Source organism: Bifidobacterium breve DSM 20213 = JCM 1192 (assembly GCF_001025175.1).
GTDB classification, from domain to species: domain Bacteria; phylum Actinomycetota; class Actinomycetes; order Actinomycetales; family Bifidobacteriaceae; genus Bifidobacterium; species Bifidobacterium breve.
This window is the reverse complement of record NZ_AP012324.1, coordinates 1,394,342-1,409,344: the sequence shown is the minus strand read 5'-3', so window position 1 is coordinate 1,409,344 and position 15,003 is coordinate 1,394,342. Positions and strand designations below refer to the sequence as shown.

Annotated in this window: 11 protein-coding genes; 8 read left to right on the top strand and 3 right to left on the bottom strand. The window is 60.4% G+C overall.

Features of this window, described 5'->3' with window-relative positions:
- Positions 1–17 precede the first annotated feature (17 nt).
- Positions 18–1,022: an ABC transporter permease gene (locus BBBR_RS06105; RefSeq protein ID WP_003830624.1), complete on the top strand. Its 1,005-nt coding sequence runs from the start codon at positions 18–20 to the stop codon at positions 1,020–1,022.
- A 22-nt stretch (positions 1,023–1,044) separates the two neighbouring features.
- Positions 1,045–3,054, top strand: a complete 2,010-nt coding sequence (locus BBBR_RS06100) for a dipeptide ABC transporter ATP-binding protein (protein WP_003830625.1) — start codon at positions 1,045–1,047, stop codon at positions 3,052–3,054.
- 308 nt (positions 3,055–3,362) lie between these two features.
- Here BBBR_RS06100 and BBBR_RS06095 read toward each other — a convergent pair whose 3' ends face one another.
- Complete coding sequence (locus BBBR_RS06095; RefSeq protein WP_003830626.1) at positions 3,363–4,223, bottom strand: exodeoxyribonuclease III; 861 nt, start codon at positions 4,221–4,223, stop codon at positions 3,363–3,365.
- Between the two features lie 124 nt (positions 4,224–4,347).
- Between BBBR_RS06095 and BBBR_RS06090 the strand changes: the two genes are divergently transcribed.
- The 6 genes from BBBR_RS06090 to acnA all read left to right on the top strand — a co-directional run bounded on the left by BBBR_RS06090 (position 4,348) and on the right by acnA (position 13,325).
- Positions 4,348–5,193: a DUF3710 domain-containing protein gene (locus BBBR_RS06090; protein WP_003830627.1), complete on the top strand. Its 846-nt coding sequence runs from the start codon at positions 4,348–4,350 to the stop codon at positions 5,191–5,193.
- Between the two features lie 15 nt (positions 5,194–5,208).
- On the top strand, positions 5,209–5,985 hold the full coding sequence (locus BBBR_RS06085; protein WP_003830628.1) for a DUF3159 domain-containing protein: 777 nt from the start codon (positions 5,209–5,211) through the stop codon (positions 5,983–5,985).
- Positions 5,975–7,234, top strand: a complete 1,260-nt coding sequence (locus BBBR_RS06080) for a class I SAM-dependent RNA methyltransferase (protein WP_003830629.1) — start codon at positions 5,975–5,977, stop codon at positions 7,232–7,234. Before BBBR_RS06085 ends, BBBR_RS06080 begins: the two co-directional genes overlap by 11 nt.
- 11 nt (positions 7,235–7,245) lie before the next feature.
- Positions 7,246–7,830, top strand: a complete 585-nt coding sequence (locus tag BBBR_RS06075; protein WP_003830630.1) for a type 1 periplasmic-binding domain-containing protein — start codon at positions 7,246–7,248, stop codon at positions 7,828–7,830.
- A 64-nt stretch (positions 7,831–7,894) separates the two neighbouring features.
- Positions 7,895–10,507, top strand: a complete 2,613-nt coding sequence (locus tag BBBR_RS06070) for a cation-translocating P-type ATPase (RefSeq protein WP_003830631.1) — start codon at positions 7,895–7,897, stop codon at positions 10,505–10,507.
- 118 nt (positions 10,508–10,625) lie between these two features.
- The gene (gene acnA / locus BBBR_RS06065; protein ID WP_032738324.1) at positions 10,626–13,325 is read left to right on the top strand and encodes an aconitate hydratase AcnA; all 2,700 of its coding nucleotides are present in this window, start codon (positions 10,626–10,628) and stop codon (positions 13,323–13,325) included.
- 118 nt (positions 13,326–13,443) lie between these two features.
- On the opposite strand, the gene BBBR_RS06060 is transcribed toward acnA, so the two are convergent.
- Positions 13,444–14,082 carry a GNAT family N-acetyltransferase gene (locus BBBR_RS06060; RefSeq protein WP_003830633.1) on the bottom strand — a complete coding sequence of 213 codons (639 nt, stop codon included), beginning with the start codon at positions 14,080–14,082 and terminating at the stop codon, positions 13,444–13,446.
- A 62-nt stretch (positions 14,083–14,144) separates the two neighbouring features.
- Entirely contained in the window at positions 14,145–14,930 is a 786-nt protein-coding gene (locus BBBR_RS06055; protein ID WP_003830634.1) for a response regulator transcription factor, read from the bottom strand.
- Positions 14,931–15,003: the final 73 nt, after the last annotated feature.

Below are 15,003 nucleotides of genomic sequence, written 5' to 3'. Positions count from 1 at the left end.
AGGGAGAAGTGAGTCACATGGCAAACGAAACCACTGAAAACGAGCTCAACCAGACCGGCGAGCCGGGAACCGAATACTTCATGGAAACCCTGCCCGGTCAGGACCGTTATGTAGCCCCCCTCGAGGAGACCCCGCTGCAGGACGTCGATTCCGTCGATGAATCCGCACCGGCCACCAGCATGTGGGCCGACGCCTGGCGAACCCTGCGCCGCAACCCGCTGTTCATCATCTCCGGCTTGCTGATCCTGTTCATCATCGTGGTGGCCATCGCCCCCGGTCTGTTCACCAAGCAGGATCCGAACGCCTGCGATCTGGGCAACTCCTTGAGCCCCGCCTCCGCCGGACACCCCTTCGGCTACGACCTGCAGGGCTGCGACGTGTACACCCGCGTGATCTACGGCACGCGCACCTCGCTGTCTGTCGGCGTGCTCTCCACGCTACTAGTCGTGATCGTCGGCACCCTGATCGGCGCCGTCGCCGGCTTCTTCGGCGGCTGGGTCGACGCGGTGCTGAGCCGCATCAACGACATCTTCTTCGCGCTGCCCATGCTGCTCGGCGCCATCGTGGTGCTCCAGATGTTCAAGACCTCCAAGTCCATCTGGAAGATCGTGCTGGTGTTGACGCTCTTCGGTTGGGTCGGCGTATGCCGCATCGCCCGCAGCGCCGTGCTGGAATCGAAGAACCTCGAATTCAACACCGCCTCCACGGCCCTCGGCTCCACGCCGGCCAGAAACCTGTTCCGCCACATTCTGCCGAACTCCCTGGCCCCGATCATCGTCATCGCCACCACCTCGCTGGCCTCCTACATCGTGGCGGAAGCGACGCTGAGCTTCCTCGGCGTCGGCCTGCCGACCACCACGGTGAGCTGGGGCGGCGACATCTCCAGCGCGCAGACCAACCTGCAGACCGATCCGATGGTGCTGTTCTACCCGTCCGCCGCACTGGCCATCACCGTGCTTGCGTTCATCATGATGGGCGACGCCGTCAAGGACGCCCTCGACCCGAAGAGCCGAACGGCCTGAGCAAGGGGAGTGGAGAAAGACAATGACTGACAATACCAACGCCACGATGCTGGCCATGCAGAAAGAGCATGGCCCGCTGCTGGAAGTCCGGAACCTGGCCATCGACTTCACCACCGACACCGGCAAGCCGGTGCATGCGGTGCGAGACGCCAACTTCACCGTCTATCCCGGCCAGTGGGTGGCCATCGTGGGCGAATCCGGCTCCGGCAAATCCACCTCCGCCATGGCTGTGCTGGGCCTGCTGCCCGGCACCGGTCACGTGGTCAACGGCTCCATCAAGCTTGACGGCGAGGAGATCGCCGGCGCCAAGCAGAGCGAGTTCGACAAGCTGCGCGGTACCAAGATGGGCCTCGTGCCTCAGGACCCGATGAGCAACCTCAACCCGGTGTGGCGTATCGGCACCCAGGTCAAGGAAGCGCTGAAGGCCAACAACATGGACGTGGACCATGAGAAGCGCTCCGCCCTCGCCAAGGCCCTGGCCGGTGACGAGGTCGAAGTCAAGGGCAACGACGACGAGACCTTCCTCGGCGCCAAGGAACTGCCCGAGCTCATGACCGAGGCCAAGAAGGCCCTGACCGAAGCCGGCGTGTCCGGCGAGGCCTTCGACAAGGCCGTCGCCCGCTTCACCAACGAATGGGTTCCGGGCTCCGAAACCCGTTGGCGCGTGGCCGACGACCTCATCAAGGCCGGCGTGGCCGACGATCAGGCCTGGTACCTCGCCAAGAAGTACGTCATCGGCTCCACAATGGATGACCGTATCGCGGGTCTGCTGTCCGAGGCCGGTCTGCCCGACGCCGCCACCCGTGCCCGTCAGTTCCCGCACGAGTTCTCCGGTGGTATGCGCCAGCGTGCGCTCATCGCCATCGGTCTGGCCTGCCGCCCCGACCTGCTGATTGCCGACGAGCCGACCTCCGCTCTGGACGTGACCGTGCAGAAGCGCATCCTCGACCACCTGCACATGCTCACCGACTCACTGGGCACCGCCGTGCTGTTCATCACCCACGATCTGGGCCTTGCCGCTGAGCGTGCCCAGCGCATTGTCGTGATGTACAAGGGTCAGGTCGTCGAATCCGGTCCGTCCCTCGAGGTGCTGCAGCACCCGCAGCACCCGTACACCAAGCGACTCGTGGCCGCCGCCCCGTCGCTGGCCTCCCAGCGCATCATCTCCGCCAAGGAGCGCGGTGAGAACGCGGACGCCCTGCTTGGCCACCACATCGCCGGCGAAAGCACGCTTGAGAAAAGCGAGCACATCATCACCGTCGACCACCTGACCAAGGAATTCAAGCTGCCCCGCAAGAAGGAGATGTTCAAGGCCGTCGACGACGTGTCCTTCTCCGTCAAGCGTGGCACCACCCTGGCCATCGTGGGCGAATCCGGTTCCGGCAAGTCCACCGTGGCGAACATGGTGCTTCACCTGCTGAAGCCCACTTCCGGCAAAGTGTTCTATGAAGGTCGCGACACCTCCACGTTCAAGGCCAAGGATCTGCTCGGTTTCCGCCGCCATGTGCAGCCGGTGTTCCAGAACCCGTACGGTTCGCTCGACCCGATGTACTCCATCTTCCGTTCCATTGAGGAGCCCCTGCGCATCCACAAGATTGGCGATAAGAAGTGGCGTGCCAACCGTGTCAAGGAACTGCTGGACATGGTCGAGATGCCGGCTTCCGTGATGGGTCGTTACCCGAACGAGCTTTCCGGTGGCCAGCGTCAGCGCATCGCCATCGCACGAGCCATGGCTCTGGATCCGGACGTCATCGTGTGCGATGAGGCCGTCTCCGCCTTGGACGTGCTGGTGCAGGATCAGGTGCTGCGTCTGCTCAACGACCTGCAGGCCGAAAAGGGCCTGAGCTATCTGTTCATCACCCACGATCTAGCCGTGGTTCGCCAGATCGCCGATGAGGTCGTGGTGATGCAGCATGGCAAGCTCGTGGAGCACGCCACCACCGATGAGGTCTTCGACCACCCGCAGAAGCAGTACACCCGAGACCTGCTCGACGCCATCCCCGGCGGCAAGCTCCAGCTCGGTCTGGACTGATAATCTGCATTTGAGCGCATAGTATTGGGGTCTTTCCATCCGTGGAAAGACCCCAATATTCATATGTGTCGGTTTGCATGATGGTTCGCGTGGGACGAAAGGCAAAAATCAGTGTTTTTCCGATGTTGTCCCACAATTTGTGGGACAACATCAACATCAATCGATAAACATGAGTGTTGTCCCACAGTAGATTTCTCACGAAGCCCGGAATTACGCCATTCTTGGCGTAGTCGATGATTGCTCATGATGCGGGGCGTGGGACGACCCGCGAAAATCGTCGATTTTCGGATGTTGTCCCACAGAATACGTCATACCTCGTATGTAATCGTGAGTGGGGCGTGATCGGACCAGCGTTTGTCATACGTGGGAGCCTTGTCGATGACGAATCCGCGTGCGGTCTCCGCCAGCTCGGGCGTGGCGAACTGGTAGTCGATTCTCCAGCCGACATTGTTGTCGAAGGCGCGCCCTCGTTGGCTCCACCATGTGTACGGCCCCTGAATATCACCGGCCAACGAACGCATCACATCCACGAACTCGTATTCGTCCAGCCATTTGTCCACGTAGGCACGTTCTTCGGGCAGGAATCCGGCGTGCTTCTCATTGGCCTTGGCGTTCTTGATATCGAGCGGCGTATGTGCGATGTTGAAATCGCCGCATAATACAGCCTGCTTGCCGCCATGTGCGGCTTCATCACGAAGCGCGCCCATGCGGGCCAGCATAGTGTCCAGAAAACGATACTTCTGTTCCATTTTGGTCGGATCATCGGTGTTGCCGGCATGTATGTACACGGATGCCACGGTGATCGTATAGCCCTCAGGCGTTTTGACATCGGTTTCGATCCAACGCCCCGAATCCACATCCTCGCTCAGACCTGGCAGACCATATCGCTTGTCAAGCACTTCCAAGTCGGTGAGCAGCCCGACTCCCGCGCGGCCTTTCACCCGGCAGACCTCGTTCATGGTATGGAGGTCGGCCGGCGCGTCGATTTTGCCGGCGGTGGCGTATTCAAAACCAAATTCATCGAAAATGGAATCGACATCGTCCTGAGGTGCGCGAACCTCCTGCATGCACCAGACATCCGGTGCATGCTTGCCGGCCCAATCCTCGATGCCCTTGCGCTTGGCCGCACGAATGCCGTTGACGTTAGACGTGGTAATGGTGATGGTCATGCGGCCATACTATTGTGGCCTCCCTACGAATCGAACCGGACACCGGCGGCCGCGATGCTCAGCTTTCTCTAAGCCTGAGTGCTAGTGTTAGCAAGGTTGCAACCGTTATACGAAACGAGGAATCATGGGACTGTTCGGATTCGGCAAGAAGAAGGACAAGAAGGAAACCGAGCCGGCCGTAGAGCTTGTCGACGAGGACAAGGTGGCTGCCGAGGCCGCAAACGCCGCAGCAAAGGCGGAAAGCGCTGAAACCGTATTGGCGGAACCTTCCAGCGAGTACGTGGGCCGTGGCGAGGAACGCGGTCCGTGGGATGTGAACGACGAAGAAGTACCCGACTACGATGACTATCTGGATCTGGGTGCCTACTATCTGCCGTTCATGCAGAACATCGAACTGCGCATCAAGGCCAACCGCGCCACCCAGCAGGTGCTTGGTTCCACCATCACCTATGGCAAGTCCAGCTTGGAAATCGAAGCGTTCGCAGCTCCCAAGACCCTAGGGCTCTGGGATGATGTGCGCGCTGATCTGATTGAGGCCAACAAGGCTGCATCCGAGGTCGAAGGCGTGTTTGGCACCGAGCTGAAGCTGCCGGTCAACGTCAAGGGCGGCAAGACCGTAAACACCCGAATCGTCGGCGTGGACGGTCCGCGTTGGATGCTGCGTGGCATCTTCTCCGGTGTCGCTGCCACCGATCCGGACAGCCCGGAGACCGAGGCACTGAACAAATTCTTTGCGGACATCGTGGTTGAGCGCGGCGAAGAGCCGCTGGCTCCGCGCGATCTGATTCCGATGCACCCGCCCGTGGCACCTGCCGAGCGCAAGGCCGCCGCCGAAGCCGGCGAGGAGAATGGCAAGGAACACTTCAAGGACATTCCGGACAACAAGCCGAAGGGTCCGCTGAGCCAGGACCAGCAGACCGAAGTGAAGACCACGCTGTCTCGCGGCCCGATGTTCTCCGAAGTTCGCTGATTTATAGGAAGAGACTTGGCAGACAACAAACGCACCGGCCTGTCCGCTCTAGCCGACGCCGGCAATGAAGGCGAGGATTTCTCCGTCATCGACGCCATCGGTGGCCCGCGTGGCGTTATCGAATCCATGCTGCCCGGCGTGGTATTCGTCGTGCTGTTCGTGGTCACGAGCAATCTGAACCTCACCATCGCCGTTTCGGCTATTTTGGCGGTGTTGCAGGTTATCGCGCGCCTGATTCAACGCCAATCGGTGATGGGCGCGGTTTCCGGCCTGGTGGCGGTCGGCATCTGCCTGATTTGGGCATGGCAGACCCATGAGGCCCGTAACTACTACATCTTCGGATTCATTACCAATGCCGGCTATGCCGCATTGCTTGCCGTCTCATTGATTGCACGGGTACCCGGCCTCGGACTGGTCGTCGAATTTATCCGTAGCCTGCCTACTGAGCATTTCAAGGCGTGGTTCAACGACTGGATGAGTGATAAGGCATTGAAACGTGCCTACATGATCATCACCGGTCTATGGGTCGGTCTGTTCCTGCTGCGATTGGCAGTGCAGGTGCCGCTGTATCTGACCAATCATGTGGCCGCGCTTGGCGTGGCCCGTCTGCTTATGGGCATCCCGTTCTGGGCGCTGGCGATTTGGGTGAGCTACCTCATCATCGCCACGCCAATGCACCGTCATAAAGCCGTGGCTACTCAGAACGTTACGCAATCCGAATCGGGATCTGCGGCTGAGGCCGTCAGCGAACCCGTGGCGGGCAAAACCGGAAAGGACAGCGATGCAAGCTGAAGTCCGCATCGAGCGATACGCCGATCAGGGCCGCTGCGTGGCCCATATCGATGGCCGCGTGGTGTTCGTCCGCTTTGCCTTGCCCGGCGAACTGGTACGCATTGAACTTGACGAACCTCATGATCGCGATGATCGGTTCTGGACCGGTGAAGTTATCGAAGTGCTCGAAGCATCCGAGGACCGTGTCGATCCGGCTTGGTCTCTTGCCGGCCCGCTGGCGATGGGCGGGGGAGTCGGCGGCGCGGATCTCGTGCACGTCTCACTGCCCGGCCAGCTCAAGTGGAAAGCCCTCACCGTTTCCGAGCAGATGAGCCGGCTCGGTCATATCGATGTGGCCGTGCCAATCGATCGCATGCCCGGTGATGAGGAGCTTGACGGTCTTCACTGGCGCACCCGCATCGAAATGATTGCCGACGAGAACGGCAAGCCGTCCATGCGCCGGCGCGGTACGCATACTCGCGTGGCCATCGACACCATGCCTCTCGCTACCCGCGCATTGCTGGACGTGGCCGAGCGCGAGCATGTGTGGGAGGGCGGCTTTGAGCCCGGCTCCCAGATCCGTCTGTCCGTACCTGAGCCGCGTGGCGACGCTGATATTGCTGCAGATGACTATGCCGTGCTTATCGATGGCGAGCTGCGTAATGGCTCCCAGCTGCTCACTGAACAGGTGACCATCAACGGCAAGACCTTCGATTATCGGGTTGATGCCAACGGTTTCTGGCAGGTGCATCGTCAGGCACCGATTGCACTCGGCACGCATGTGATCAATCAGGTCAACCAGCAGTTGCAGGGTGCTGTGGCACCTGTGATCTGGGACTTGTACTCGGGCTCCGGTCTGTTCACCCTGCCACTGGCCACCATGACCGGTGAACGCACCCGCATGCTTAGCGTGGAAGGCGCGCGCGTGGCCGTGAAGAATGCCCAGCGCAACCTGCGTGCCATGAATCTGAACGACGTGGATGCCCGTGCCGGAGATGTCTCCAGAACGTTGGAACATGTGCCCGCGCACTTGGCCAAGCCGGATATCGTGGTGCTTGACCCGCCTCGCGCCGGCGCCCGTGCCAAGGTCTGCCGCCAGATTGCGGCGGCCGGTGCCTCCAGCGTGGTCTACATTGCCTGCGACCCCACCAGCCTTGCTCGCGATACCGCCACCCTGATTGGAGAGGGATACGAGCTCAAGGACATCCGTGCCTTCGACATCTATCCGATGACCCACCACGTCGAGACAGTGGCCGTTTTCAGCCGTTGACGGGTGGGTCTATGATGCGTCGAATTCTGAGGTTGTTGGCCTGTGGGGCGGTCGTATTGTCATTGGTCGCTTGCACGCCGACCGGTCGCGCCGTCGGCGATACGCAAGACAGCATGCCATCGGTGGCCCATGATTCGACGCACAAAACGGATATCACCGTCGGTTTCGTCGGATCGACCGATACCGCGGCGGACAAGAAGGCCATCGATGCGCTGGCCGATGACACTCTCAACGTGTATTACGCCTCGCTGGATACGCCGGGCGATTCTGAAACTGCTGACAAGATTGCGGCCACCGCGCAGCAAGGTGTCACCGATTTCGTGGACCGCGCAGTCAAAATCGTAATCATCAGCGGCATCGATGTCACCGACGCGAATCGAGACAGTTGGAACCAGGCGCTGACCAATGTGCGCGAAGCCGGCATTCCCGTCGCCCTGCTCAATCCCAAGCATGCGCCCGAAGACGAACTGCTATACGCTGCCATTCTTAACACAGACGATGCTGCTAGCGCCAAGTCTGTCTCCATTGCCGATGCAGTCATCACCATCGCCCGCGACGAACCCCACGACCGTACCATCGCCGTTGCCACAGAGTGAATCTAAATCAAATCATTCTTGAATCGTAGCGAATTATGGAATCCGGCACGGTAGGCTGGAAGATATGAGTGCAACAGCAGCTGTGGAAATGCCTGAGATCAGCGAAACCGGTCTTACTGTCAAGGAAGTGTCGCAGCGTATTGAAAGCGGCCAATCGAATGCGGTGAAAACCTCCACCTCGCGTTCGGTTAAGGACATCGTACGAGCCAACGTATTCACGTTGTTCAATGGCATCATCTTCGTGGCCATGGTCATGGTGCTGGTCACCGGCTCGTGGCGGGATGCGGTGTTCGGCTTCGTCATCATCATCAACACGGGTATCGGCATTTTCACTGAGCTCAAGGCCAAGCGCACGCTGGACAAGCTCTCCATTCTTGTGGCCTCTGATTTTCTGGTGCGCCGCGACGGCGAGGATGTCGAAGTGCCGCACAACGAAATCGTGCTCGGCGATCTGCTGTGGATTCGTTCCGGCGAACAGGTGCCTGCCGACGGTCAGATCATCCAGACCTGGGGACTGGAACTCGACGAATCCATGCTCACCGGCGAATCGCGAACCGTGCGCCACAAAGTGGGGGAGCAGGTCTATTCCGGAGCTACTGCGGTTTCCGGCATGGCGTTGGTCAAGGTCAACGCCGTGGGCAGCCACTCATATGCCGCCACGCTCACCGCTCAGGCCAAGGTCTACAAGAAGACCGTGTCCGACCTGAACAAGGGCATCAACACGATTCTGAAGTTCATGACCTTCCTCGTGGTGCCGTTGTGCATTCTGCTGATTCTCTCGCAGATTCACACGGTCGGCGGATGGGATGCGGCGCTCTCCACCGGCGAATGGAGGCAGGCTGTAGTTTCCGCGGTCGCCGGCGTGGTGGGCATGATTCCTGAGGGCCTCGTGCTGCTGACCTCGCTGAACTTCGCGGTGGCCGCCATGCGGCTTGCTCGCCACAACACGCTGGTGCAGGAACTTGAATCCGTGGAGACGCTCGCCCGCGTGGATGCGCTCAACCTTGATAAGACCGGCACGATCACCGATGGCGGCATCGCCTTCAACCAGCTCATCATGCTTGGCTCCCGCTGGCGGGAGCTGCCGGCGCAGCCGACTGAGGGTGGTTCTTTTGAGACATTGACTGAACAGGCGGCCACGCAGGCCCTCTACGACTGCTGCAACGAGGAACAGCCCAACGGCACCGGACAGGCCGTGCTCGCCGGTCTAAAAGCTCAAGGCTACGGACCGGGCCAAGTCGAATCCCGCGTTCCGTTCTCTTCGGCCCGCAAATGGAGTGCGGTGGTGAAGCCTATCCTCCCGCCGGCGGGAGGTGACTCGCGCAGCGAGTCGGAGGGTGGCCGTACTGAAATCACCCCCAGTCATCTTGCGATGACAGCCCCCGCCAGCGGGGGTGAAACCTGGTACATGGGTGCGCCAGAAGTCATCATTTCCGCGCTCGACGGTGATTATTCGGATGTGCTGCAACAAGTCAGTGACTACGCCAATGACGGCAATCGTGTGCTGCTGGTTGCGCGTTCCACGGCATCGCTCGCTGATACGGACAATCCACAGATTGACCCGCAGGCCAAACCGGTGGCGCTGGTGCTGTGTTCCGAGAAGATCCGTGAGGATGCCGAGCAGACGCTCGCTTGGTTCCGTGAGCAGGGTGTGCGCTGTCGCGTGATTTCCGGCGATAATCCGGTCACGGTTGGTGCCATCGCCCGCAAAGTGAGGCTGACCGGCGAACATGAGCCGCGATTCATGGACGCGCGAGAACTGCCGGAAGACGTGAACGAACTCGCTCGCGTGCTGGAAAACGTCGATGTGCTTGGCCGTGTGCTACCCAACCAGAAGAAGGCCATCGTCCAGGCGCTGCACACGCAGAACCACGTGGTGGCCATGACCGGCGACGGCGTCAACGACGCGCTCGCCATCAAGGAAGCGGATCTCGGCATCGCTATGGGCAATGCCGCGCCGGCCACCAAAGCCGTGGCCCAAGTGGTACTCGTCGATTCAAAGTTCTCTCATCTGCCGGATGTGGTGGCGCGAGGCCGCCAGGTCATGGCCAACATGGAACGCGTGGCCAGCCTGTTCCTCGTCAAAACCGTGTACTCTGCGCTGATTTCGCTCGGTGTGGTGCTGACCCAGATTCCGTACCCATACTTGCCGCGCCACATCACGTACATTGGCGCCCTTACCATTGGTATGCCCGCGTTTATTCTGGCGCTCGCGCCCAATACCCGCCGCTATATTCCGGGATTCTTGAAGCGTGTGGTCACCTTCGCGTTGCCGGGCGGCATCGCCACCGCGCTGTCCGTGCTGCTGACGGCATGGTTCCTGCCCGGCATCATGGGCTGGGACGTGACTAAAAACGTCGATCTATCCGCGCTGCGTGCCACCAGCGCGATCATCCTGTTCCTGATGGGCGTATTCGTGCTCGCCCGCGTGGCTCAGCCCCTCAACAGTTGGCGAGGCATACTGGTCGCGGCGTTTGCCGCAGCCGGAGTGATTGGTGCGTTCATCCCGTTTGTCGCGAACTTCTTCGCGTTGATTCTGCCGACCGGCACTACGTTGGTGGCCACACTGATCGCCTTGGGTGGTTCAGCCCTGATTTTCGTGATCTGCCTATGGCTGGCGCCGCTTGTCGGCAAAGTATCCGGCAAGCTGCTGCGCCAACACGGATTCAACATCTAATAGCGGCGAATTGTCTCACACTTCAAGCCGACACGCCAGAGGCAAAGTAACGTACCCGTACCATTTGAAGCGGATAATCAGCGGCATAGACAAGCCGATACATGATTTCGGAGGAAGCATGTCCTTACGCGACGACCAGCTGGCGACCTTGAAGGCCGCCGGCAAGGACTTCGATTACTACAACATCGCCAATCTCGACGGCATCGATCATCTGCCGTACTCGCTGAAGGTACTGGTCGAGAATCTGGTACGCAATATTGATGGCGCCAATATCACCGACGAGCACGTCAAGACCCTGCTTGACTGGGATCCGAACGCCGAGCCCAGCCATGAAATCCAGTTCACGCCGTCCCGCGTGATTATGCAGGACTTCACCGGTGTGCCCTGCATCGTGGATCTCGCCACCATGCGTGACGCGGTCAAGGAGCTTGGCGGCGACCCGGAGGTCATCAACCCGCAGGTTCAGTCCGACATGGTCATCGATCACTCCGTGCAGATCGATAAGTACGGCATCGCCAACGCGGTCCAGGAAAACATGGACATCGAATACCAGCGCAACGGCGAACGCTACCAGTTCCTGCGTTGGGGCCAGCAGGCATTCAAGAACTTCCGCGTGGTGCCGCCGGGAACCGGCATCATCCACCAGGTCAACATCGAATACCTGGCCAAGGTGGTCATGAGCAAGACCGAGGCCAACGGCAACACGCTTGCCTACCTTGACTCCTGCGTGGGCACCGACTCGCACACCACCACCGAGAACGGTCTGGGTGTGCTCGGCTGGGGTGTCGGCGGCATCGAGGCCGAGGCCGCCATGCTTGGCCAGCCGATCTCCATGCTCGTACCGCGCGTGGTCGGCTTCAAGCTCACCGGTTCCATCCCGGAGGGCGTCACCGCCACCGACGTGGTCTTGACCATCACCGACATGCTCCGCAAGCACGGCGTGGTCGGCAAGTTCGTGGAATTCTACGGTGAGGGCATCGCCTCCGTGCCGCTGGCCAACCGTGCCACCATCGGCAACATGGGCCCGGAGTTCGGTTCCACCTGCGGCATCTTCCCGATCGACAACGTCACGCTCGACTATCTGCGTCTGACCGGCCGCTCCGAAGAGCAGGTCGCGCTGGTTGAGGCTTATGCCAAGGCCAACAAGCTGTGGGGCGACGCCTCCGACCCGGATTACGTGGAACCGCAGTACTCCGAATACGAGGAGCTTGACCTCGGCACTGTGGTGCCGTCCATCGCCGGTCCGAAGCGCCCGCAGGATCGCATTCTGCTGTCCGAAGCCAAGGAGATGTTCGAGAAGACCGCTCCCGCCTACGAGACCGAGAAGACCGTCAAGGATCCGGTGGCTGTGTCCACCGACTTCCGTGGCGATTTCGACATCGAGAACGGTGACGTGGCTATCGCTTCGATCACCTCCTGCACCAACACGTCCAACCCGTCCGTGATGATCGCCGCCGGCCTGATCGCCCGCAACGCGCACGCCAAGGGCTTGAAGCCGAAGCCGTGGGTCAAGACCTCGCTGGCTCCCGGCTCCCAGGTCGTGGCCGACTACCTGAAGGCCGCAGGCCTCCAGGACGACCTCGACGCGCTCGGCTACCAGCTCGTCGGCTTCGGATGCGCCACCTGCATCGGCAACTCCGGCCCGCTGCTGCCCGAGATTTCCGAGGCGATCAACACCAACGACCTGACCGTCACCGCCGTGCTCTCCGGCAACCGCAACTTCGAAGGCCGCATCAGCCCGGACGTCAAGATGAACTACCTGGCCTCCCCGCCGTTGGTTATCGCCTATGCGCTCGCCGGCACGATGGACTTCGACTTCGAAACCCAGCCGCTTGGCGCCGACGCGGATGGCAACGACGTGTACCTCAAGGACATCTGGCCCACCAACTCCGAGGTGGCCGCCGTGGTGGACGGCACCGTGAGCCGCGAGATGTTCCTCAAGGACTACGCTTCCGTATTCGACGGCGACCATCGCTGGAAGGGCCTCGACGTGCCGGAAGGCGAACTGTTCGCATGGAACGACAAGTCCACCTACGTGCGCAAGCAGACCTTCTTCGACGGCATGAAGGCCACGCCGGACCCGGTCGCCGACATCCACGGCGCCCGCGTGCTGGCCCTGTTGGGCGACTCGGTCACCACCGACCACATCTCCCCGGCAGGCGCGTTCAAGGCCTCCAGCCCGGCCGGCAAGTACCTGACCGAGCGCGGCGTGGAGCCGAAGAACTTCAACTCCTACGGTTCCCGTCGAGGCAACCACGAGATCATGGTGCGCGGTACGTTCGGCAACATCCGTCTGCGCAACCAGCTGCTCGCCTCCGTGGGCGAGGAGGTGACGCCCGGCGGCTTCACCTACGACTTCCTCGCCAAGAAGCCGACCACGATTTTCGAAGCCTCCCGCGACTACATCGATAACAAGGTGCCGCTCGTGGTGCTGGCCGGCAAGGAATACGGCACCGGCTCCTCGCGTGACTGGGCTGCCAAGGGCACGGTGATGCTCGGCGTCAAGGCCGTGATCACCGAGAGCTTCGAGCGTATCCACCGTTCCAACCTCATCGGCATGGGCGTGCTTCCGTTGCAGTTCCCGGCAGGCGAATCCTATGAGTCCTTGGGCCTTAACGGCACCGAGACCTATGACATCGCCGGCGTCGAGAAGCTCAATGAGGGCGTAACCCCCAAGACGGTTCATGTCACTGCCACTCACGAGGACGGCTCCAAGACCGAGTTCGATGCAGTGGTACGTATCGACACCCCCGGTGAGGCCGACTACTACCGCAACGGCGGCATCCTCCAGTACGTGCTGCGCAACCTCATGAAGTAACTTTCTTGGCTCCCCTCTCTGAGCGCGAAGCTGACTGAGGGGAGCAAAGGCCGGTATCTTCTAAGATGCCGGCCTTTATCGTTTGTAATGGTTTGTCGTCTATGCCGAGCAGGGTAATTTAATTCTCGGGAACCAGCCCCTCATAGAGGTAGAAAGACGTGGCCTGTTCGCCGTCGCCATTCGTGGGCAGCGTATGCTCGCTTACCTGGGCCAGACCGAGATGCACATAGAATCCGACATCGCAGGTGGTGTCGGTAAACAGGAAATACTTGCTCACTCCGGCTTCGCGGAATGCAGTCATCAAGGTATCGAACATGCGGCGGCCTAGTCCATGTCCACGAGCCGCCGGATCCAGCACGAACAACACCACTTCCGCCGAGTAGTCGTGACCAGTCTGCGTAGCCTGTTTACGCAGATGCTCATCGATATTGAGAATCCCCAGAATATCGCCGGCGGCCTTAAGTCCGTCCTTAGCGCACACCAATCGCAGCAGACCTCGCAAGGAATTGATGCGATGAGTGTTCAACGGCCTGCGATGGTCCAACGCGTCGACTCGCCCCAGAATCAACGCGACTGGTTCCCCGTCGAGCTCCGCGGTAAACGCGCAGGTCGCGCGCGCCAGACAGTTCTCCCAGTCGGTCTCGGCCGCCAGCAGGCCGGTTTTCTCGTCGTACTCGGGGTACCACATGCGGCGCACCACGTCGATTAATGCCGGGTAGTCGCTCTTGCGCAAAGTGCGGATAATCGGTTCACTCATATGCCCATTATGCCTGTTACGTCCTAACAATGATGAAGCCGCGAGCGTAACGGAAGGGCATCTTACAATCGTGCGGGCAGGTCGGCCCTCTCCACAAGTCGAGCCATCTGTACCCGACCCATGTTCAGTTTGTCCGCAGCCGAGGAAAGATGCGCTTTTGCCGTGCGTTCCGAGATGAACATACGGGAGGCGATCTCGGCGTTGGTATAGCCTTCCGCAGCCAACATCACGGCTTCACGCTCACGATCGGGCAACGCACCAAGCAATTCGCGCGCCGCATCTCTGCGCGAGCGCGGTTGAGACTCGCTTAAATCGTCAATCAGCTGTTTCTGACTGGCTGTGTTGAACTGTGGTGCCCCGGCGCATACTCCCAGAACGCGGCGAATAATGTCATCAGGAGCATCGGTTTTCGATACAAAGCCTTCAGCGCCGGCCTCCACCGCACGCTCCACGGTGCTGGAAGGGCTGAGCGAAGTCAGAATCAATACATGCGGGGCATGGGGCAGCGATTGCAGTCTGCGAGTTGCTTCAATGCCGTCCACATCAGGCATGGCAATATCCATCAACACCACATCCGGCTGTTCGCCGATGGGAAAGCCGAAACCTCCAGCGATACCGGTGTTTCGGGCGCATGACGCCGTACGTTCGTCAGTCCCTCTTGATCCGATCAGCAACCCGTTACGCAGCCCGGTCCGATTGCTCCTGCTGAGACCGCTCAACATCAGCCTCGTCAACCCCTTACGATCTGTGGTGTTGTTGCCGTGGTGTTTGGCGCTTTGGGACTGGTACTGAGCTTCATACCAATCATCAACAACTCGGTATTCGTTACGCCGCGAGCTGAGATGCACGAAAAGCCGTTCTCATTCATGGAATGTTCAGCATTGCTCTACTAGTATGGAACGTGAAACAACGCTAAAGGAG

Coding starts and splice junctions, on each gene's coding strand:
- BBBR_RS06095 (WP_003830626.1), bottom strand. CDS start 4,223: ATGACCATCACCATTACCACGTCTAACGTCAACGGCATTCGTGCGGCC.
- BBBR_RS06105 (WP_003830624.1), top strand. CDS start 18: ATGGCAAACGAAACCACTGAAAACGAGCTCAACCAGACCGGCGAGCCG.
- BBBR_RS06060 (WP_003830633.1), bottom strand. CDS start 14,082: ATGAGTGAACCGATTATCCGCACTTTGCGCAAGAGCGACTACCCGGCA.
- BBBR_RS06100 (WP_003830625.1), top strand. CDS start 1,045: ATGACTGACAATACCAACGCCACGATGCTGGCCATGCAGAAAGAGCAT.
- BBBR_RS06070 (WP_003830631.1), top strand. CDS start 7,895: ATGAGTGCAACAGCAGCTGTGGAAATGCCTGAGATCAGCGAAACCGGT.
- BBBR_RS06090 (WP_003830627.1), top strand. CDS start 4,348: ATGGGACTGTTCGGATTCGGCAAGAAGAAGGACAAGAAGGAAACCGAG.
- BBBR_RS06075 (WP_003830630.1), top strand. CDS start 7,246: ATGATGCGTCGAATTCTGAGGTTGTTGGCCTGTGGGGCGGTCGTATTG.
- acnA (WP_032738324.1), top strand. CDS start 10,626: ATGTCCTTACGCGACGACCAGCTGGCGACCTTGAAGGCCGCCGGCAAG.
- BBBR_RS06080 (WP_003830629.1), top strand. CDS start 5,975: ATGCAAGCTGAAGTCCGCATCGAGCGATACGCCGATCAGGGCCGCTGC.